The following is a 19,520-nucleotide window of genomic DNA, read 5'->3' as shown; positions in this document are numbered from 1 at the left end:
TTTGTGGAGCCTCAAATCTGCTCGATCTCACACCCCCCAAACTTCAACCACGAGGAGAAAACTTGCCGAAGTGCAATCGTTTTTGTTAAACTGATCTGTGCATCCAGAGAGGGCTTCGGCCCCGCCAACCAGCCTGACCGGCAACGGTGGTGAAGACGATGTGGCCCTGAACGGGGCAACAGTAGGTCGCCAGCCCTCCAGATGCGTGCGAAACGATGGAGGGCATTTTCATGAAGGGGAGGGTACTTCGCGCGAATTGCAGGCGATGATCGCAACCCATGTGACCGCCTATGCCGCGCTCCATCGAGCAGTTCATCGAGCGGGCAGCAGCTGGCACGACCGCAAGATGGCAGACCGAGTTGAACAGGAAGCATTGCTGGACATCTGTTCCTATCCTGCGATCAGCCGGGACGACCGCCGAGCCAAGGCCGAGTACCTGTTGACTGTTGAGGCACGAGGCGAGCTCGACCTGGAAGAGCACATGCAGGCCATCTTGCACTCCATGATACGGGGTTGACTGCTGCGGGTTGACGCGGAAGGCCGATCAAGCTTCGCAAAGTCCAAGCCCGCTGCGAATGCCCACTTAGGTCAGTACCGGTTGTCAACGAACGTCCGATTCGGGCCGGGAGCAGTAGGTCCGCTTGTGGTGCAGGGAAGAACGATAGCGGACGTTAAATCTCCAGGATCCGATGTCCTGAGTTGACCCAAAGCGGCCTCCCAATACCGCGCTCGTTTCGGAGGATTGTGGCGCACCAACTGCAAGCTTCTGAAGCGGACAGTAGCCCCAAGATCGGGCCTTGCCGGACGACATCGAACAGAAAACTCACTTACGCGTCTGATGGTCCCGCGAGGGCTTTGGCGATAGCAGAAAGCAAAAGCTTGGCTGCGAATGGTTTGTGCAGATATGCAAGGCAGCCTGCTGCAAGCGCCTGCGCTTCAAGAGTGTCGTCGTCGACGGCAGTGATGAAGATAACCGGTAAGCTAGAGCCTGAATCGGTTAGCCAATGGCGCAATTGGATGCCGGACATATTGCCAAGATGAATGTCGAGCACCAGGCAAGCTATAGTGCTGGAAGCATCGCGTTCGAGAAATCTTTCTGCCGAATCGTTACCCCATGGTTTTGTAACCGTGTGCGTATAGCAACCGTTCGATGCTTCTTCGCATGCTCGGATCATCTTCCACGACAGCCACTGTCCATGGCGGGCTTTCCAAATTCGTTCCTCGAAGGGCTGACGGGCATGAGCGTTTCGAACGGGATTGTGAGCCGAGTTAATGTCGCTGGATATTGGCCTTTGGTGAAGAATCGGGCGTTGGATTTGGGACTATGGGCGTTGGCTCGATGCGCCCTAGTCGCTCGGCGATAGACACCATCTCGGCCAGCGAGGTCACGCTTAGCTTTTCCATGATGCTGTGCCGGTGCGCCTTGATCGTTCGCTCGGATGTGTTCAAGTCATACGCAACCTGCTTGTTCCGCTTGCCGCGAACAACAAAGTCGAAAACCTGGATTTCGCGGGGCGTAAGATTTGACACCTTGGCCTGAAGCACCTGAATCTGATCGTGTCCGGCGCGCCGCTTCTCGTTCTGCACCAGCGCGCGCTCGATCGCCGCTCGCAAGATTTTCGACGAGACGGGTTTCTCCAGAAAATCATCGGCGCCTGCCTTCATCGCCTGGACGCTGGCTGCGATGGTGCCTTGGCCCGTCAAAAAGACGATGGGAAGCAGCGGCACCGCCTGCGCGAGCCTTTCCTGCAGCTCCGGGCCGCTGAGCCCGGGCATACGCAGATCCAGCAGGATGCATCCGGCTTCGGATTCAGGCACCCGAGCCAGGAAATCCTCGCCCGACTCGTAGCAGTTGGCCCGATAGCCCGAAACTTCGACGATCCGACCGAGCGCCGTTCGAAACGACGCGTCGTCATCGATGATGTGGATGATCGGTTCCATGGTCAGGCAGCTTGGGCGAGTGGCAGGACGAAACGGAATACGGCGCCGCCACCGGCACGATTGTCCGCCCAGATCTTTCCGCCGTAGGTTTCCACGATGGCGCGGGCGATTGAGAGCCCAAGCCCGGTGCCAGTGGATTTGGTCGTGTAGAACGCATCGAACACACTGTCGAGGCGGTTTTTCGGAATGCCGTGCCCAGTGTCGGAAATCGACAGCTCTACCTTCGCGTCATCATGCAGCGCGGCGTGAAACGTCAGCTTGCGATCGATGGTAGAGGCATCAGTCATGGCGTCCATCGCATTGGTTGCCAGGTTCAGAATGACTTGCTGAAGATGAACCCTGTCGGCCCTGACCGGTAGTCGATGGCCCGGTTTTTCGGCGCTGACAACGACGCGAACGTCCACCGAACGACGCCGTTGCGGTCGAGCAGGAACTGACCCATGAGCTGGCCCACGCCGGTCGCCATCATTTGCTGGTCCGCTTCAGTGATATCGTAATTGTCTTTTTTGTTCAGATATTCGAGCGTGGCAAACGGATCCATCGGCTCAGGCATTTCGCCCGGCACGTTGACCCGCATCGCCTTCACATCGCTCATTGAGACCTTGTGCGGCCATACGCTCTCGCCCTCGGTGATCTGCATATTGGGGAGCCCAAAGGCGCGGTGTGAAGCCCGCTCAGGATCAGACGCCGCGAGCAGAGCCGGCATCGGATGATAACGGAGATAAAGGCGTGCCCGTTCGATGGGCGTGTTCACCACCGTGAGGGTTTCGATGCCCTTTGCGTTAAGGGCTGGTGTGAGCAGCGAAACCGTCGCGATATGACGCCTGCAAAAAGGACAATGGAGACCTCGATACAGTCCGACCAGCACTGGCTTCTCGCCGCGGAAATCGTCGATAGCTATCTTGCCCTCGCGAGTAATCGCGTCGAGCACGAAATTGGGCGCCGTTTCGCCCAGTTGCAGAGGGCCTACGTCGGCGCGGTCAGACATGCTTGATCCTCCTCGCGGGTCAATCCAGCAACGAAAGCGCGGCGCTACTTCCGGCTCCAGCCCGTGTTCGGCACATACTTCCTGTGCTGTTGAAATTGCAATGTAGCACAGAGATGGCGGACGTTGCGGCGCTACCTTAGTGTCGGCACTTTCCGAGCTTGATTTCCGGCCATTTTCACGCGGCGACAAACTATGAATAGTAAGGCCTTGAGGCAGGCTGTGGCCTATCTTCGTACCTCATCCGCAGCCAACGTCGGCGCCGACAAAGACAGCGAAAGGCGCCAGCGCGAGGCCATCGAAGCATTTGCCCGCTCAGCCGGCTTTGAAGTCGTTGAGACCTACTACGATGCAGCGGTAAGCGGCGCAGATCCGGTTACCGCGCGCCCTGGCTTTTCTGCCATGTTGGAGCGACTGCTCTCCAACGGCGTACGCACCATCTTGGTCGAGACCGCCTCCCGCTTTGCCCGCGATCTTGTCGTCCAAGAAACTGGCTACGAGATGCTTAGGTCGCGTGGGATTGACCTGATCGCTTTCGATAGCCCGGAGAGCTTCGTAACTGATACGCCGACTGCAAACCTGATCCGCCAAGTGCTCGGCGCCGTGGCGGAATTCGAAAAGTCGATGCTTGTGGAAAAACTCAAAGGTGCCCGTGAGCGTAAACGTTTGGCGACGGGCAGGAAGGTCGGCGGTCGCAGGAACTATTCTGAGATCGACGGCGGGCTTGCAATGATTGCGCTCGCAAAGAAGCTGCACCGTTATCCGGTCAATGGCCGCCAGCGCACCCTGGCCGACGTTGCGAAGGCGTTGGCGGACGCGGGGTATCTGTCGAGTGCTGGAACGCAGTACACACCGACTGCAGTCTCGAGAATGCTGGCATCCACAAGTAGGCGTGGCAAGCCACTCAAGGGCGAGGCGAGATCATTGTCTTGGCCCCTTGACCCAGTTGCTGCCGAGCTCAAGGACGATATGACCGAGACTGCGGATCCCGGAATGCGGACACCGCTTGGTTCGCGCTGGTAGCCATGCGACAATCTCTTTGATTTTTGGGGGCAGGAAATGGCTTTGCAGCTTTGGATAAATGATTGCGGTCACTTTTTCGTCGACACCACGCTTGGCGGCATCCAGGTTGGCCAAACTTGGTGCACGCCCTATGGCGACTGGACAGTTGAAGTCAACAATGAGGAGCTTTCCGCCCCCGACTTTGAGGCTGCAAAGCGGCTGTTTGTCGACTTATATGATCCATCCCGGGTAATGGTGAGCCCATTCGCTGTCTCGGCCGAAGGTGACGACTTGGAGGCGGATTTCAAGATTATCGACCTCCGCCGATAATAGCGCACTGGCAAATTACCATGGCGCCCCCAGCACCGCCCCGCCGGGGTTCGTCGGTGGCGGGGGGTGGGGGTGGCTTGTGGGGCCCCTATCAGGCGCGCGCTACCGACACCCTCGTTCACATTTCGGGAACTTCTTATGGCCGGCCGCTCTCATCCCCAAAACCCAAATCACTCTGAACGACCGAGTTCGACCCTTTTGCGGTCGTTCGTTCGCGAGTGTCGCATGACACGATCTGACCCTCAGCTGCCGTTCGGCAAAGTTGGTCCGACGGCAGCCCATGGGCGCTTATCGGAAGTTTCGTGGGCCGATCTGAAAGCGTCGTTTAGCAGCTAGCCAACGTGACATGGATGAACGCGCTCGCCGCCGGTAACCTCATGAGCGCTGAGGGAAAAGATCCGGTCATGGAAAAATGGCAGGCAACGCTGCCCGCCATCTCCGACTTCCGGCTGCGTTTACTGGTGGCCAACCATCGTGCAGAAGTCGCCATGCCCCTGGTCATCAGTGGCTATGTCGCCGCATTCCTGCTTTATCGCGGCGCGATCCTCGTCTTTCAACCCCGTCCAAGCGGCCTTGAAGTCGGCTTCCGACTTTAAGGTCTTCATATCGGCAGCGGTGTAGAAGGGCGCCATTTTCGTCGGCTCGTCGAGGGCGCCGCCGTGCTCGGCAAGTGCGGCGCCGGCCATCATCGAAAGCGCCATCGCGCCCATGCAAAGCATCTTGATGTTCATGGTCATTTCCTCTCTTGGTTGCTTTGATTTCGTGCTCGTGCGGGATCGGCACGGGTCGGGCCTACCCCTAGGTCAACCATAGGAGAGCACTTGGCTCCGCGATATTGTCCTTTAGGGAACTTGCGGTGGAGTCTCGTCGCCCAATTACCGGCAGCCGGAAGCGCCACCGTCACGCCCTCGATCGAGGTCCATCCCGAGCACCTGCCCAAGCGCCTGATGATCCACAAACCGATAAAGGTCGACGGGAGAACCGTCTGGCGCACTGAGCGGTTTCGCGGATGAGGCCCGTCCCAATCGGTCTCTGGTGATCGCGTTGCACCCCGCGCTGAAGAATACTGACGCGTTTCACGCTGGCGCTGAGTCTTGACGAGGCGTAATTCGCCAGCGGACACCATGGTTCTCGGAAGATCGCTGGCATTCATAGCCTCGCCGGAACCCGGAGCCGATTAGTTTGCCGGTGGCGAAAGGCTTTCCAATTGTTGCAGGCGGTTCATCGCCTCCATCGCCGCCAGCGAGTTGTAGTTGATACCCGCCGCGTTCAAGCTGCTCCCCTCCTGGAAGGGAAACTGCGGCAGCGTCATGAGGAAGGTTTTGAGCTTCTGCTGAACGGGCACGAAGAGCCAGATGTTATCGGCATACCAGCGCAGATAGAGGCCTGATTCCCGCGGTGCCTTCTCGTAGGGGTCGGCCCGGAGATTGACGATCTCAGGCCAGCCTGGCACATCGCGAGTGCCGGTGGCAATGTTGCCATTCACGACGGCAAACGAAACCTTCCAGACGTTCCAGCGCACAGCATTCAGTTCACCGCCCTGACCAAAATAGAATATCTCTTCGCGCGGACCTTTCGGGACCTCGCCCTTGAAGTAGGGCAGGAAGTTGTAACCGTCCAGGTGAACCTTGAATGTCTTGCCATTGGCTGCGTAACCCTCCTTCAACTTCTCGACGATGTTGGGTTCGCCGCAGCAGCCAGAAATGTCGGGAGCCAGTCCTCCTGCGAGAAGATGTCGTTGATGATGGTGCCCGGCTGGTGACGCCCGGCCAACGGACGAGCATCGGCACGCGGAAGCCACCTTCCCACGTAGTGCCTTTTTCGCCGTGAAACGGTGTGGTGCCGCCGTCCGGCCACGACCCGGTTTCCGCGCCGTTGTCGGTGCCATAAACCACAATGGTGTTGTCGGCGATCCCGAGATCGTCAAGCTGCTTCAGCACTTGGCCGACCATGTCGTCATGCTCGACCATGCCGTCGGGATAAAGACCGATACCGGTGCGGCCCTCGGCGGATTTCTTCAGATGCGTCCAGACATGCATGCGCGTGGTGTTGAACCAGACGAAAAATGGCTTGTTATCCTTCGCCGCCTGCGCAACGAACTTCTGCTCGGCATCGAGGATTCCCTCATCCACCGTTTCCATCCGCTCGCGGGTGAGCGGCCCGGTATTTTCGATTTTCTGGCCGCCCTTGCCATCTGCCCAAGTATGCAACACGCCGCGCGGACCGAAATTTTTCTTAAACTCGGGGTCCTTCGGATAGTAATAGGTCTCCGGTTCCTCCTCCGCGTTCAGGTGATAAAGATTGCCGAGGAACTCATCGAAGCCATGCACCGTCGGTAGATGCGAGTCTTGGTCGCCGAGATGGTTCTTGCCAAATTGGCCGCTGGCGTAACCTTGCACTTGGAGAAGGTCGGCAATGGTCGGTGCCCATTCGGGAATCCCCTGCGGCGAACCCGGCATCCCGATGGTCAGCAGCCCGGTGCGAAATGGATGCTCTCCTGTGATGAAAGACGCGCGACCTGCCGTGCAGCTCTGCTGGGCGTAGGCGTCAGTGAAGAGAGCGCCTTCCTTGGCTATGCGGTCGATGTTCGGCGTTTTGTAGCCCATCAGGCCGAGGTTATAGGCACTGATATTGTCAATGCCGATGTCATCGCCTCAGATGACGAGGATGTTGGGCTTTTTCGAAGTCTGAGCCAGAGCTTTTGGCACGGCCGGCAGCATTGATGCTACCAGCAACGAACAGCCGCTGAGCAATAGGTCGCGCCGTTTCATCCGTCCGCCCGTTTGCTGCACTCCGTGCCGGCGATCACTACCATGATTACCACTCATGACGAGCTTCCCATCTCTTGTTCACGCCTGCCATGCCAAGCAGTACTGTCAAAGCTGGCATCAAAAAAGTGTTGGCGGTATTGCCCTTTGGGGCAAAATATTCTGAACAGAACCGCTCTGCGACTTCTTCAACCAGCCAGCCTGGTACTTTTTCATCCAGGGGTAAGTTAGCAATAGGGTCCGCTCGCAGTGCGTGCGCGAGGCCCTTCGCGAAAATCTCATGCCTCAATGGGCGCGCGCTCAGCCTAGGACCCGCGTCCTCTGCGGCCCCCAGCGTTGTGCGACCAGTCGTTCCTCAATCAGTCGCCGTCAAGGTGACGGTGGTGACACCACCCGCTATGTTGATGCCTTGCTGACCCTCGACGGAGATCGGCTGCAAGGAGAGCGAGCGGTCGCTGCCGCCGACGAGAATATTGGCGCCAGCGCCGGCGCCGAACGATGCGTTGGCGCCCACACCGGCATAGGTGCCCGCCAGCGCGCCCGCCGGGAGGCCGCTTGTCGCCGCCGCCACGCCCCAGATCAAATGCCCATTCTTAACCTCGCCGAGTTCCACGCCGAACTGATCAATTGAACCGGCATAGTTTTCGAGCTTGCCGCTCTGGTCTTGGAAAACGCAGGCAAGTGTCTGCTTTTCGACCACGAACATGCCGATCCCGCGTGACACGTCGCACGACAATGTGCCGACCTGTGTCGAGTTCTGGGCAGTCGCAGCGAGGGGGATCGATACTACGAAGAGCGCAAAACATGCGCTGCGAAGGTAGGCCATTGTCATGTCTCCCTTTGAATTGATGTCGCTTCTCGCGATGGCCGCTCCCTGGGGAGCGAGCCACCAAATGTTGGAAGTGCCATTTCCTCCTAGTAGCACGGTGGATAGGGATAGTACCCGCACTGGTCCCCGTAGCCGTAGCGGTAAGGAGCGGTCGCCGCGGCTCCAATGGCAGCGCCGGCCACGACGCCCGCTGCAACGCCTGCGCCGCCATACCAGGCTCCATGGTAAACCGGAGCGTGCCAATAGCCGCCCCCGCCATAGCCCCCGCCATGCCATCCGCCGACGTGGGCGAAGGTGGCGTCACCGACATGCGCGTAGCCGCCGTGGAAGCCACCGCCATGGAAGCCGCCGCCAAAATTGTCGATGAAGACCGCCGCCGGCCCATCAGTGCCGTCCAGATTTCCTTCCAGGACGGCAACGTCGAACGTCAGCGTTGTTCCTTCCAGCTTCGGAGTTTTCAGGGTCACGACCACATCGCTTACATCCGATCCATCGCCGCCGAGCACCGAGACGGTCGCATTCGGGGGGTCGATGGCAAAGTTGTCCTTGCCTTCATCCCACTGCATGATGAATTGCTCGGTGGTGACATGCCCTGCGGCCCGGACCGGCCGGTCGGCGAATACAATCGCATTCTTGGCTACGCCTGTCAGGACCAGTTTGCCGCCCTCCAGCTTGGCGCCGTCCGAGTTGACGACGGCGAGCGATGGCACCGGACCGGTCGGCGTAACCTCGCCGATGGTCTTTTCGAGCGGCACATGCGGCTTCTTGGCGGCGTCCTGGGCCATTGCCCCGGTGGCTGCCACGGCCAAACCTCCAGCAAAAGCCATCAGGCTCGTGATGCGAATCCTATTCATTGCATTTGTCCTTCGCGTTTGAGTTTGCCGGTACTGTCCTTGCGTCTGCTTTCACCCTGATCGAAACCACGAAACCGTGGTCCTACTTCCCTGGAAAAATCTGTTTCCAGTCGGTCTTCATGCTCACCACCGTCCATTGGTTGATCGCCGCGGCATCGAGTGCGAGGTCGAGGCGGCCGAAATCAGTGTCGCGATCGTAGGCGTATTCACGTTCCGCATCGGTGTGATGGACGATGAGGCCGAAACGGGGCTTGGTGTCCATTCCGTTGGCTAGCGTCGTCCATTGCAGCATTTCAAGATCGCCGTCGGAATTGCCGAACGCGGCTATCGGGCGCCGGCCGATATATTCGTTGATGCCGACCGGCTTGCCGGCCTTGTCGTCGATGAAGTTGACCGCCGGCAGACGAAACAGGGTCGGTGCCCCGTCCTTGATCTCGAACCGCGTCTTGATCGATGAGCCGATGACCTGCTCCGGCGGGACGCCGTAGACTTGTTCCGTCCAGGGGCGCATGAACTCAATGCCGCCACCGGACGCGATGAAGGTCTTGAAGCCGTTGGCGCGAAGATAGGCGAGCAGTTCGAGCATCGGCTGATAGACGAGTTGCGTATACGGGCGTTTGAACCGTGGGTCGCGTGCGGTGGCGATCCAGTCTGTAACGATCGACTGGAACTGTGCGCTGGTCATACCGGCATGGGTCGCCATGATGAGCTCGACGAGCCCTTTTTCGCCCGACGCGGCGAGAGTCTTCATGTCGCCTTCAAGGACCGCCTGGAACGGTTGGGTCGTCTTCCATTCGAGATGAGACGACGCCTCGGCCTTGACGCGGTCGAGCGCGAAGGCGAGCTGGACGTACATGGGATGCTCGACCCACAGCGTGCCGTCATTATCGAAGACCGCGAGGCGTTCGGGCTCCGGCACGAAGTCCGGCGAGTCTTGCTTGCTCACCTTCTCGACGAAGGCGACGATGGCCGCCTTCGGCGCGCTGTCGTTCCACGACGGGAGTGGATCCGTGTTGCTGGTGCTTGCCGCGGCGGCCGGCACCGCCCGTGCGGCGAGCACCGAGATGGCCGAGAGCTTCAACAGAAGCCGTCGTGAGATGTTGGTCATTGTCCGCTCCTCCCCGCGGTTAAAAGTGGTGTCATCAGGATAGGGGTGCGGCCACGGAGATGGCCGCGCCGAGGTGGGCGACCATACCGGCCGCCCACCTCCGCATCGCACGCCAGATGGCGGTCAGTCGTGACCTGTCTTCATGCTCCGGACCTGCGCCATCACTTGCTCCAGATTGTAGCTTGCAGGGTCCTGGAGCGGCGGGAAGGCGACGTAGGTCTCGAGATGCTTCAGCCACAACTGCTGGCCGATGGGCAGGATGTTCCAGTCATAGACGTAGGCGGTGGACGGTGACGCGATGGAGCCGCCCATACCGAAGAGCGTCTTGATCTGCTGCCCAACGGAAGTCTCGAAAGGATCACGCTTGATGTTGACGACCTGGGTCCAGGCATAGGGCATTACACCGCTAATGAACCCGGCTGGGTCATCCGAAACCATCGCGAAGTACATCTTCCAGTTCTTGTAGCGGACCGCCGACGGCTCCTTGCCGGAATAGTACAAGAAAGTGTCGCGCGCGGATGGCGACTTCCCTTCCAGGAAGTCGCGCTGATCGATGCCGTCGAGAGTGGTCTTGACGACATTCGGATATTTGCCCGCTTCGATCTCCTTCTTCAATCCATCACCCTTCGGGCCGCCTGCGATGTTCACGAGCGTCGGCAGCCAGTCGAGCGCCGAGAACATGTCGTTCTTGACGATGCCGGCCTCGATGTGCCCCGGCCAGCGAACGACCAGGGGGGCACGCATGCCGCCTTCCCAGGTGCTGAGCTTGCCGCCCTTGAACGGGGTGGTGCCGCCATCCGGGAAGGTGATCGTCTCGGCTCCGTTGTCGGTGGTGAAGACGACGATGGTGTTGTCGAGCTGGCCCATGTCTTCCAGCTTCTTCAGGACGACGCCGATGTTGTCGTCCATCTGCTTCATGCCGGCTTCGTTCATGCCCCAGTCCTTGCCGCCGGGCTCGCCGATCATATTCAGATATTTGTCAGGCAACACCGTCGTGATGTGCATGCGCGCCGGGTTGTACCAGACGAAGAACGGCTTATCGGTCTTCTTCGGGTCGTTTCGGTCGAGGAAGTCGACGACCTTGGCAGAGATTTCCTCGTCAATGGTCTTTGACCGCTCCAGCGTCAGCGGACCCGCGTCCTTGCAGGATTGATTTGCCGGGGATCCGTCGGAGGATGTGCACGCGAGCATTGGACGCGGTGGCGTCAGGCAGGTCGTAGTCTTCGGGTCCACGGCCGCCGGGTCTTCCGCTAAGCCGGGAATCGGCGTGTTCTTGCAAGCGGGCGCGATCCCCTGCTCGGTAGGCGACTTGTTGATGTCGGGGAAGCTCACCCCTTGCATGGCGTCGAGGTGATAGAGGTAGCCCCAAAATTCCTGGAACCCGTGTGCCGTCGGCAGGGATTCGGTGGTATCGCCGAGATGGTTCTTGCCGAACTCACCCGTCGAGTAGCCGAGATCATTCAGGAACCTGGCGAGGTGAGGCGTGCCGGCCCGCAGGTAGGACGGGCTTCCGGGAATTTCCGGCAGGACCATGCCGACGCGCACCGGCTGCATGCCGGTGATGAAGGCGGTACGCCCGGCAGTGCAGCTCTGCTCGGCGTAGTAGGTCATGAATTTCGCACCCTCCTGGCCGATTCGATCGATGTTGGGCGTTTCGCCGACCATCAGGCCCTGATGATAGATGCTGGGTTGCATCCAGCCGATATCATCGCCCATGATGAACAGAATGTTGGGCTTTTGCGCTTCCTGGGCCTGTGCCGGCGGCGCAAGCGCGCCGCAAAGGCCGACGGCAGCGGTCAACATCCCGATACCGTAACGAAGGATCCTGCGACTCATTTTCAGCTCCTGTTTGCTGGAGGACTTCGAAAAACTGTTCGAATTGGAACGGCTCCAGGCCTGAGTGTCGGTTGCGACTTGCGAAAAGACGCCCGGGCCTGACATGACGGTAGCTATCGGCCGGCCTCGGCGATATTGTCCTTTGGGGAAGTGCCGCGTGTAGAGATGGCTCGTCGGCCTCGCAGACCCGAGGCGTATTTTTAGATGTCCAGGTCTCTCGTGATCAGTGCCGCCCCATGGAGCGGCAATCGTAGCTGCTCTACGTCCAGCAAAGTTGGAGATGGTGAAGTTGCCGTTCGGCTCATCTGCCAGAACGAGCATGTTGCGCCAGAAGCAAACGATCAATCGCAGACGTTGCAATATCCGCCTACAGAAGGAAAGCGGCAAACTTGCGAGCTCTAAGGTCAAACCCAATCGCCTGAACCGACCGCACCGTGTCTTGATGAGGGACGTTTTGCCCACAAGGACAATATGAGTTGATCGGGATTTCAGTTAGCGGTGAGATGCAGTCTGCGGACGAACTCAACCAAGCAGGAGGAACGATCATGAAAATCAGGATTATTTGCATCGGTGTATTGGCGCTTTCAATGACGACCGGCGCCGCCCTTTCTCGGAGAGGGGACGGCACTTCGGCGCTCGACGAGGCGACGACATGGCGCCCTTCTACACCGACGCCAGCATGACGACCTTGAAGCCGGAAGCGGACTTCACTGCCGCGTGGAAAGCGCTGAAGGACGAGGATCGCACCGATATGATAGGGGATTGCGGCGACGACGCCTTGAAAGCCAAGCATGGCGATTTCTGCAACATGGCCAATCAACTCGGCGGTCACCAATAGAGGCAGAAACCCTCCCGATGACTGGGCTGTATCTCTTTTGGCTGACCCCGATCTTTTTTGCGAAAACCGGTTCCACCTTTCGGGATCATCACCAACATATACCGATTCGGACTCGCGAAAAGTAAAGTCCGGTTCGGGATCTCTGCTGCCATTTAAAGCCCACTGTTGCCGCTACGCACTTGTCAACCTTGATTGAACGCACGACGGTATCGACCGAAACGTCTTCAGGGAGTGTCGTATGATTTCTGTTCGCGTTGCATCGACCGCCGCGGCGATTGCTCTGACCGCAGCCTTGGCAGGGCCATCGCAGGCCGAGGACAACGCCGAGGATCTCGCCAAGAAGCTCTCCAATCCGATCGCCTCGCTGATCAGCGTGCCATTCCAGTTCAACTGGGACCAGGGCTATGGTCCCAACGACGGCGACAAGGGCTATGTCAACATCCAACCGGTCATCCCGTTCTCGCTCAACGACAACTGGAACCTCATCTCGCGCACCATCCTGCCCATCGCCTACCAGAACGATATTGCCGGGCCCTCCGGCAATCAGTTCGGCCTTGGCGACATCACCCAGAGCCTGTTCTTCTCGCCCAAGAAACCGACCGCAAACGGCATCATCTGGGGCGTCGGACCGGCCTTTCTCATTCCGACGGCGACCGACGACCTGCTCGGCAGCGAAAAATGGGGAGCGGGTCCGACCGCCGTTGTGCTGAAGCAAATCGGCCCTTGGACGGTCGGCATGCTGGCCAACCACATCTGGTCGTTCGCCGGCGACGGCGCCGACGTCAATTCCACCTTCCTGCAGCCTTTCGTCTCGTACACGACGAAGGACGCCTGGACCTTCTCGCTGAACACCGAGAGCACCTACAATTGGGAAGCGCGCCAGTGGTCGGTTCCGATCAACTTCCAGGTCGCGAAACTTATACGCATCGACAAGCAACCTATCAGCCTATTCGCAGGCGTGCGATATTGGGCGGAAAGCCCTGACAGCGGACCGGACGGTTTCGGCGTGCGCACGGGAATTACGCTGCTGTTTCCGAAGTAGGGCGGCCGTGCAAGCGGACGTTGCAGCGTCTGCCGTTGATCGTTCGCTTCTGGCGCTACTTGCTCGTTCCGATCGACGAGACGAATGCAAGGTTTGACCTTAAGCGGTCCCTGCCGTGGTGGAATTCGATGTCGTCTCTCTTGGCGGAGCGGACTTGCCTGACGGCGTGACCACAGCAGCGTTCGGTTCGGCTTTCCACAGGACGCTTGGCGTTGACGATAGGGAGGATGCCTCCGTCATTGACGTGGTGCAACAAGGGCATACTGCGACATGCCGATGCGCCTTGCTGTATATCGGGACCAGAGCCGGCCTTTCATCCTTCCGGGCCAGGCAGCCCGTCAGAGGCGCGGTGACCCGAACCTGCCAGAGACTGCCGCCTCGCGAACCGCAGGACCACGCCCAACGATGCAGCGATCGGTATCGCCAACAACAATCCGATGAAGCCGAACAGCCATCCAAAGGCGAACAACGCAAACATCATCCAGACTGGGTTGAGTTTGACGCGACGACCGATGATGCGCGGCGACAGCACATAGTCGGCAAGCATTTCTCCAACGATGAAGATGCCCCCCACAACAGCGACGGGTGCCCAATTCGGCCAGAACTGGGCCATGGCAACGCACACCGACACCAAGATACCGGTGGCGGCCCCGAGGTAGGGTATGAAACTGATGAGGCCTGCCGCGATGCCGATCAAAATGGCATGGTTGAGCCCAGTCACCTTCAGGGCTGTCGCATAAAGCGCGGCGAGAACGAGACAGATGACGATCTGCCCACGCACGAAGCCGGCGACCGTATCGTGGATCTCGCGCCCAAGCGCCCGAATATCGTCGCGGTGCGCCGGGGGAAGCCAGCCATCGACCGTCGCAATCATTCGTTGCCAGTCAATTGCGAGATAGATGGCGATGATCGGCGTGACGATGAGCAACGAGAGAAGGGAGAACAAGGCCCGTCCGCCCGACCATAGCGAGCGAAGGAAGTCATCGAGCCAGGCGCTGCCCATCGTCCTCGCGACATCGGCGGAGGATTGCTCGATATGAAGCTCGTCGCCCATGACACTGTGCAGCCAAGGCCCGCTTGCATCGGTCACCAGCGACTGGAGTCGTGTGACGTAGCGGGGAAATTCCTCAACAAAAAATCTGACCTCGCCGATGATGGCCGGGAGCATCACCAGGAGGAAGGCGAGAAAACCCGCAACCAGCGGCAGGAAGACGGCCATAGCTGCAAACGAACGACCAATCCCGAACCGCTCCAACCGGTCGACTGCCGGAACGAGCAGATAGGCGAGCAATGCACCGACGACGAACGGCAGCAGGATTTGGCGCAACAGCACCAACGCAACCAAAGCGACCACAGAGACCACAATCCAGAACGTGGCTGGTTGCGCAATTCTCATCGAGTTTCTCCGCTCGTTCGGTTGCGAGCTCAACTGCCGGCTTAGCTGCCTCCCAGCGCACTGATCCTCGAACCCAAGAGAGAGTTGCGATGGTACAGATCCTATTTCAATTTTCTATCAAGCTGGCGAACGCGATCTCACCATCGGTAACGTAATGATTGACCTTTCCGGTCTGCAAACGTGAACCACATTGGTGCAACGCGATATCCCCGATCACTCGCTTTGCTCTCAACTCACCCACTATGTGGTCGCGCTCGGCATTCGTATCCGAATCGGTAGCATGTGTAACTTGGAACGTCAGCCAGGTCAGAGAAAATCCGGTATCTCTGGTGCCCGCCCCAACCCATAGTACACGCTCGTCGGCCGACGGTTTGTCCGTATTGAACCAGAAGCTCGCTGCGCTCATATCCTCCCCGGAATGGTCGAGGCTGAGAGCCCAAAAACGGATGTGATGGCGCTTGCGCGGGCTGTTATCGATGGGCTGCTGGAACCCAATGTCCTGCCGTCGCCCAAAGAGATACAGAGTGCTGAAAGGCGCGGTGGGATAGGCAGAGTTCAGCAGAAACGCTCGTATCATCCGCCACGAACTTGCCATCCCCAAACGGTCGGCCGTGGACCAACCCGCTGTTGCAAAGGCTTCGCAGAGTTGTTGAAGAGTGCCGATGAGGACGAGATTTACAGGATCACCGGGCAGACCATCTCCGGTGATCGTGTACCTAGGGATGAGTTTGCGATGAAGAACCTTCAGGCCCATTCGGACCACGTTTGGCAAAATAACATAGGCGGCCAAGCCGTACGTAAGACTCACTGCCAGGAGCCATGGAAGTCTGTGGTCCGCAGTATCGAAAACGACGAAGACTATCAGCCAAACGCTGACTACGCCCAGAAAGAAAACCAGGATCCTCTGGCAAAGGCGCGTCAGCAATCTCAAAATACTCTCTCCCGTCTAGCGCCGGATGAGCTCGCCATCGTGGCGTCGTTCCTCGTCATGGACCAATTTTCGCTAGGCCGGTAAGGTGGCGCACCAGACGTCGCCCAACGTCCAGCCGAACCAGCCTACTATCCGTTACGTTTTGAGGCGATCGATCTTCCCGCTGAAGACCCAGTAGACTCCGATCGTGTAGGCGACGATCACCGGCAGGACGACGATCCCTCCATAGGAAAAGAACTGCAGGGACGCTTCGGGAGCTGCGGCATCAGCGATGGTGAGCGAATAGGGGATCATAAACGGCCACATCATAAATCCAAGAGTCAGATAAGCGGCGACAAAGAATGTAACCGCCAATGCGAACGGAAGAATGTCGATGCGTGCCCGTCTGCTCAACGCAACACCAGCAATCGCGCCTACACAAATCAGCGGGAAGATGAGCGTCCAGCGTTCTAGGCGCATTCTGCCCAGGGCCAGGCCAGAGCTAATATCAACCGTTACTGAAACCAGGAAACACAGGGCCAGAACGGCCAGGGTGGCAACAGCAAGCCGTGCAAGGCGCAAATAGGCCCAGTCGCGAAGGGCGCCGTCGTTCTTTACGATCAGCCAACCTGCACCGAGCAGCATGTAGCCCAGCACTAACCCGATACCTGTTAAGATGGGAAACGGATGCAACCAGCTAAAGGATCCACCCGCGTACTGGTAGTTCGCAACCGGAATGCCGCGCATAAGTCCCCCAATGGCTGCGCCTTGAGCGAAGGCGACGAGCAGGGAACCTACGAAGAAGCCGGCATCCCAAAGTGGGCGCATTCGCCCACTTCGATAGCGAAACTCGAACGCAATTCCGCGAAATATCAGCCCAATCGGCATCAACAGAACGGGGATGTAAAAAGCTCCTAGAAAGACGGCATAAACCGCTGGAAACGCCGCGAAGAGACTTGCGCCGATCACGACTAGCCAAGTCTCGTTGCCATCCCAAAATGGTGCCAAGCTCGACATCATCCGGCTGCGCATTTCCTCGTCCCGGGTAGTACCAAACAGGATACCGACGCCCAGATCGAAGCCATCGAGGATGACATAGACGAGGATCGAGGTGGCGATAACTGCTGCCCAAAACAGGGCCAAGTCGCTCGCTCCTGTCATCTCACGCGCTCCCTCTGGCCGCCGGTAGCGCTCTCGGCATCGTCAGCGAATGCCAATGGGCGGCTCGGCGTGGCGTTCGGGATGACGTCTGCCGCATTGGCGGGGCCATCGCGCAGCAGCTTGTAAATGTAGTAGGTGCCGAAGCTTACAAAAACGCTGTAGGCCAGCACGTAGATGATCAGCGAGACGACCAAGTCGCTGGTCTGCAGCGACGGCGTCACAGCGTCTTTGGTGCGCAGAACTCCATAGACAACCCAAGGTTGGCGACCGACTTCGGCTGTGTACCAGCCAGTCAGGATTGCGATGAACCCAGTCGGAAAGGACAGGAACGTAGCCCACAGGAACCATCGGGACGATTCCAGCCTGCCGGTGAATCGCAGCAAGTTGCCGAACCACGACACCGCCAGCATGATCAATCCCATGCCGACCATGATGCGGAAGCCGAAAAAGGGGATCAGCACCGGGGGGCGATCTTCGACGGGAAAGGCATCCAACCCGGTCTCGCGGGCGGTCCAGTTGCCCGAGGCGATGAAGCTGCCGAGCTTGGGGATCTCGAGGGCAAAAAGATTGCGCCTACTAGCCGAATCCGGCCAGGCGATCAGCACCTCGGAAGCTGGTTGTTGCGTCTGCCAGCGCGCCTCTATTGCGGCAAACTTCGCAGGCTGATGCTTGAGGACATAAAGGCCGGTTAGGTGGCCGAAGAATAACTGGATCGGAATAAGCACAGCTGCCAACCCAAGTCCCCAGTGCAGCATGACTCGGGCTTCGGCATTGTGGATGCGCCGCAGCACGTACCAAGCGCCCGTCGCGGAGATGCACATCGCACTCGTCAGGAACGCCGCCAGTAGCATATGAGGCCAGCGCACCATCATCACGGATCCGAGCACGATCTCTCGCCAATCCGCAGGAACAATCCGCCCGTCGACGATCTCGTGGCCGACCGGGACTTGCATCCACGAATTGTTGGCCAGAATCCAAAACGACGAAAACATGGTGCCGAGGGAAACCATGCAGCAGGCAAAGAAGTAGAACCCTGGGCGCACCCGGTCTCGGCCGAGCAGCAAGACGCCGAAGAAGCTCGCTTCCAGCATAAATGCCGTAAAGGATTCGTAGCCGAGCAGCGGACCCTGGATCGAGCCGGTCTTCTCGGCCAGCACGCCCCAGTTGGTGCCGAACTGGAACGCCATGACAACCCCGGTAACCACTCCCATGCCGAAGGACACTGCGAATATCCTGAGCCAGAAGTCGAATATCCGCCGATAGACTGGATTGCCTGTCGCCAGCCTCATCCCCTCGATAGTGGCCAGCCAAGCTCCTAGCCCGATTGTGAAGGCCGGGAAGATGATGTGGAAGCTGATGACAAACGCGAACTGGATACGCGACAGGATTACCGGGTCGAGTTCCATGCATAGCATCCGATCTTCGTCCTAATCATCCCCGGGCGCCCTCGCTTGGGTGCCGGGGTCCGCGGGCCTCATTGGGCCGTCACGGCGCCGTCGAGCCCGAGGACGACCACCTTGGCGGTAGTGATCTTCGTCGGCCACATCGGCGAGGTGAAGCCGGCGGCCACCGCGACCTTCTGCTTACCGTCGGCGGTGTAGGTGATGACGCCGCCGCCGATCCCACCGCCGATATGCTCATTCCAGAGTTTCTCGCCGTTCGCTGCATTGAGCGCGTAGAAATTGCCGTCGACGTCACCGAAGAAAACGACGCCGCCCGCCGTCGGGGTCATGCCGCTGAGGACCGGGTAGTTCAGCTTGGCCCGCCAAGCCCACTGGCCAGTATCGGCGTCGATCGCGTAGACCCAGCCATGCCACTCTTTGTCGCCCTCAAGGGGGTGGCCGAAATCGTTGAACGGATTCAGCGCCGACATCCCCGACCAGGGGACCCCCATCGGCGCCGTCTCGAGCTTGTGCGTGTCCTCGAGCGTTACGGCATAGCACCAGTCGACCTCGCCAACCAGGATGAGATTGGTCGACGGATCGAAGGCCGGGCTGTTCCATTCCGCGCCGCCCACCGAGCCGGGGCAGAACCGCACCGGCTTGCCCACGACGAAGGGAGCCTCGGCGTTCGCGATCTGCGTCGCCGGGACCTTGTAGAGTCGCTTACCGGTGGCGCGGTCGATGCCGTAGACGTGCCCGTCCTTCGGTGCGACCACCACCATATCCTTGCCGCCCTGGCTCCTGACAAGGATCGGCGGGTTCGACACATCCCAGTCGTGCCAGTCATCGGGGCTGATGTCGTAGTGGTCGCGGTAGTCGCCGGTCTTGGCGTCGAGGACGACGACCGAGCCGGAATAGAGGTTCGCTGCCTCTCCGGCGACGCCCTCGCGCACCCCGACCGCGAAGTCCGGCGCGGGGTTGCCGCCGGGCACATAGAGCGCCCCGGTCGCCGGGTCGAGCGTGGTCGACGTCCAGGTGGCGCCGCCGCTGATCGGAATGCCGGGCTTGGTATTCCAGGTCGCATCGGTGAGCGGCGACTTCCCGAGAGGGCCGCGGAACCGGGTCGCCTTCGGCATAG

17 protein-coding genes, 3 pseudogenes and 1 riboswitch are annotated in these 19,520 nt (G+C 59.4%); of the genes and pseudogenes, 5 read left to right on the top strand and 15 right to left on the bottom strand.

Translation table 11 applies throughout. The annotated features are described in order from the left end of the window. Positions 1–94: 94 nt before the first annotated feature. A riboswitch (SAM-I-IV-variant riboswitch) is annotated at positions 95–193 on the top strand. A gap of 63 nt (positions 194–256) precedes the next feature. After that, positions 257–517 carry a hypothetical protein gene (locus ACSQ3Z_RS15130; protein WP_436172139.1) on the top strand — a complete coding sequence of 87 codons (261 nt, stop codon included), beginning with the start codon at positions 257–259 and terminating at the stop codon, positions 515–517. Between the two features lie 310 nt (positions 518–827). Here the strand turns inward: ACSQ3Z_RS15130 and ACSQ3Z_RS15125 are convergent. The 4 genes and pseudogenes from ACSQ3Z_RS15125 to ACSQ3Z_RS15110 all read right to left on the bottom strand — a co-directional run bounded on the left by ACSQ3Z_RS15125 (position 828) and on the right by ACSQ3Z_RS15110 (position 2,929). Then, positions 828–1,164, bottom strand: a pseudogene (locus ACSQ3Z_RS15125) (response regulator transcription factor). A gap of 105 nt (positions 1,165–1,269) precedes the next feature. Next, positions 1,270–1,941 carry a response regulator transcription factor gene (locus tag ACSQ3Z_RS15120; protein WP_436172138.1) on the bottom strand — a complete coding sequence of 224 codons (672 nt, stop codon included), beginning with the start codon at positions 1,939–1,941 and terminating at the stop codon, positions 1,270–1,272. 2 nt (positions 1,942–1,943) lie between these two features. Then, positions 1,944–2,354, bottom strand: a pseudogene (locus tag ACSQ3Z_RS15115) (sensor histidine kinase); the annotation flags it as partial. Beyond that, on the bottom strand, positions 2,255–2,929 hold the full coding sequence (locus ACSQ3Z_RS15110; protein WP_436172137.1) for a peroxiredoxin-like family protein: 675 nt from the start codon (positions 2,927–2,929) through the stop codon (positions 2,255–2,257). The pseudogene ACSQ3Z_RS15115 and the gene ACSQ3Z_RS15110, both read right to left, overlap by 100 nt. A 219-nt stretch (positions 2,930–3,148) precedes the next feature. Between ACSQ3Z_RS15110 and ACSQ3Z_RS15105 the strand changes: the two genes are divergently transcribed. Continuing rightward, positions 3,149–3,949 (top strand): recombinase family protein, encoded by an 801-nt coding sequence (locus tag ACSQ3Z_RS15105; protein WP_436172136.1) that lies wholly within the window; start codon positions 3,149–3,151, stop codon positions 3,947–3,949. Positions 3,950–3,985: 36 nt separating this feature from the next. Then, complete coding sequence (locus tag ACSQ3Z_RS15100; RefSeq protein ID WP_436172135.1) at positions 3,986–4,258, top strand: hypothetical protein; 273 nt, start codon at positions 3,986–3,988, stop codon at positions 4,256–4,258. 455 nt (positions 4,259–4,713) lie between these two features. Here ACSQ3Z_RS15100 and ACSQ3Z_RS15095 read toward each other — a convergent pair whose 3' ends face one another. The 6 genes and pseudogenes from ACSQ3Z_RS15095 to ACSQ3Z_RS15070 all read right to left on the bottom strand — a co-directional run bounded on the left by ACSQ3Z_RS15095 (position 4,714) and on the right by ACSQ3Z_RS15070 (position 11,620). Then, complete coding sequence (locus ACSQ3Z_RS15095) at positions 4,714–4,989, bottom strand: hypothetical protein (RefSeq protein ID WP_436172134.1); 276 nt, start codon at positions 4,987–4,989, stop codon at positions 4,714–4,716. A gap of 446 nt (positions 4,990–5,435) precedes the next feature. After that, a pseudogene (locus ACSQ3Z_RS15090) lies at positions 5,436–6,903 on the bottom strand (arylsulfatase). A 478-nt stretch (positions 6,904–7,381) separates the two neighbouring features. After that, a complete protein-coding gene (locus tag ACSQ3Z_RS15085) occupies positions 7,382–7,852 on the bottom strand; it encodes a DUF992 domain-containing protein (protein ID WP_436172133.1) in 471 nt (156 codons plus the stop codon). Positions 7,853–7,941: 89 nt separating this feature from the next. Beyond that, the gene (locus ACSQ3Z_RS15080; RefSeq protein WP_436172132.1) at positions 7,942–8,709 is read right to left on the bottom strand and encodes a hypothetical protein; all 768 of its coding nucleotides are present in this window, start codon (positions 8,707–8,709) and stop codon (positions 7,942–7,944) included. Between the two features lie 82 nt (positions 8,710–8,791). Next, positions 8,792–9,817: an HAD family hydrolase gene (locus ACSQ3Z_RS15075; protein ID WP_436172131.1), complete on the bottom strand. Its 1,026-nt coding sequence runs from the start codon at positions 9,815–9,817 to the stop codon at positions 8,792–8,794. 123 nt (positions 9,818–9,940) lie between these two features. Further along, positions 9,941–11,620: an arylsulfatase gene (locus tag ACSQ3Z_RS15070; RefSeq protein WP_436173913.1), complete on the bottom strand. Its 1,680-nt coding sequence runs from the start codon at positions 11,618–11,620 to the stop codon at positions 9,941–9,943. 685 nt (positions 11,621–12,305) lie between these two features. On the opposite strand from ACSQ3Z_RS15070, the gene ACSQ3Z_RS15065 reads away from it, so the two are divergent. Together ACSQ3Z_RS15065 and ACSQ3Z_RS15060 are read left to right on the top strand one after the other, a co-directional pair. Next, positions 12,306–12,491, top strand: a complete 186-nt coding sequence (locus ACSQ3Z_RS15065) for a hypothetical protein (protein WP_436172130.1) — start codon at positions 12,306–12,308, stop codon at positions 12,489–12,491. Positions 12,492–12,729: 238 nt separating this feature from the next. Next, a complete protein-coding gene (locus ACSQ3Z_RS15060; protein ID WP_287320233.1) occupies positions 12,730–13,533 on the top strand; it encodes a transporter in 804 nt (267 codons plus the stop codon). Positions 13,534–13,846: 313 nt separating this feature from the next. On the opposite strand, the gene ACSQ3Z_RS15055 is transcribed toward ACSQ3Z_RS15060, so the two are convergent. The 5 genes from ACSQ3Z_RS15055 to ACSQ3Z_RS15035 form a co-directional block, all read right to left on the bottom strand. After that, a complete protein-coding gene (locus tag ACSQ3Z_RS15055) occupies positions 13,847–14,929 on the bottom strand; it encodes an AI-2E family transporter (RefSeq protein ID WP_436172129.1) in 1,083 nt (360 codons plus the stop codon). A gap of 106 nt (positions 14,930–15,035) precedes the next feature. After that, a complete protein-coding gene (locus ACSQ3Z_RS15050) occupies positions 15,036–15,860 on the bottom strand; it encodes an LssY C-terminal domain-containing protein (protein ID WP_436172128.1) in 825 nt (274 codons plus the stop codon). 135 nt (positions 15,861–15,995) lie between these two features. Next, the gene (cydB, locus tag ACSQ3Z_RS15045; protein WP_436172127.1) at positions 15,996–16,982 is read right to left on the bottom strand and encodes a cytochrome d ubiquinol oxidase subunit II; all 987 of its coding nucleotides are present in this window, start codon (positions 16,980–16,982) and stop codon (positions 15,996–15,998) included. Positions 16,983–16,996: 14 nt separating this feature from the next. Then, positions 16,997–18,406 carry a cytochrome ubiquinol oxidase subunit I gene (locus tag ACSQ3Z_RS15040; RefSeq protein ID WP_436172126.1) on the bottom strand — a complete coding sequence of 470 codons (1,410 nt, stop codon included), beginning with the start codon at positions 18,404–18,406 and terminating at the stop codon, positions 16,997–16,999. A gap of 68 nt (positions 18,407–18,474) precedes the next feature. Further along, a complete protein-coding gene (locus ACSQ3Z_RS15035) occupies positions 18,475–19,518 on the bottom strand; it encodes an outer membrane protein assembly factor BamB family protein (protein ID WP_436172125.1) in 1,044 nt (347 codons plus the stop codon). Positions 19,519–19,520: the final 2 nt, after the last annotated feature.

It is taken from the genome of Mesorhizobium sp. LjNodule214, assembly GCF_964252735.1.
Classification (GTDB): domain Bacteria; phylum Pseudomonadota; class Alphaproteobacteria; order Rhizobiales; family Rhizobiaceae; genus Mesorhizobium.
This window is presented reverse-complemented; position numbering and strand designations above follow the sequence as displayed.

Coding starts and splice junctions, on each gene's coding strand:
- ACSQ3Z_RS15060 (WP_287320233.1), top strand. CDS start 12,730: ATGATTTCTGTTCGCGTTGCATCGACCGCCGCGGCGATTGCTCTGACC.
- ACSQ3Z_RS15070 (WP_436173913.1), bottom strand. CDS start 11,620: ATGTTGACCGCTGCCGTCGGCCTTTGCGGCGCGCTTGCGCCGCCGGCA.
- ACSQ3Z_RS15080 (WP_436172132.1), bottom strand. CDS start 8,709: ATGAATAGGATTCGCATCACGAGCCTGATGGCTTTTGCTGGAGGTTTG.
- ACSQ3Z_RS15110 (WP_436172137.1), bottom strand. CDS start 2,929: ATGTCTGACCGCGCCGACGTAGGCCCTCTGCAACTGGGCGAAACGGCG.
- ACSQ3Z_RS15095 (WP_436172134.1), bottom strand. CDS start 4,989: ATGAACATCAAGATGCTTTGCATGGGCGCGATGGCGCTTTCGATGATG.
- ACSQ3Z_RS15120 (WP_436172138.1), bottom strand. CDS start 1,941: ATGGAACCGATCATCCACATCATCGATGACGACGCGTCGTTTCGAACG.
- ACSQ3Z_RS15065 (WP_436172130.1), top strand. CDS start 12,306: ATGGCGCCCTTCTACACCGACGCCAGCATGACGACCTTGAAGCCGGAA.
- ACSQ3Z_RS15040 (WP_436172126.1), bottom strand. CDS start 18,406: ATGGAACTCGACCCGGTAATCCTGTCGCGTATCCAGTTCGCGTTTGTC.
- ACSQ3Z_RS15085 (WP_436172133.1), bottom strand. CDS start 7,852: ATGGCCTACCTTCGCAGCGCATGTTTTGCGCTCTTCGTAGTATCGATC.
- ACSQ3Z_RS15055 (WP_436172129.1), bottom strand. CDS start 14,929: ATGAGAATTGCGCAACCAGCCACGTTCTGGATTGTGGTCTCTGTGGTC.
- ACSQ3Z_RS15035 (WP_436172125.1), bottom strand. CDS start 19,518: ATGCCGAAGGCGACCCGGTTCCGCGGCCCTCTCGGGAAGTCGCCGCTC.
- ACSQ3Z_RS15075 (WP_436172131.1), bottom strand. CDS start 9,817: ATGACCAACATCTCACGACGGCTTCTGTTGAAGCTCTCGGCCATCTCG.
- ACSQ3Z_RS15100 (WP_436172135.1), top strand. CDS start 3,986: ATGGCTTTGCAGCTTTGGATAAATGATTGCGGTCACTTTTTCGTCGAC.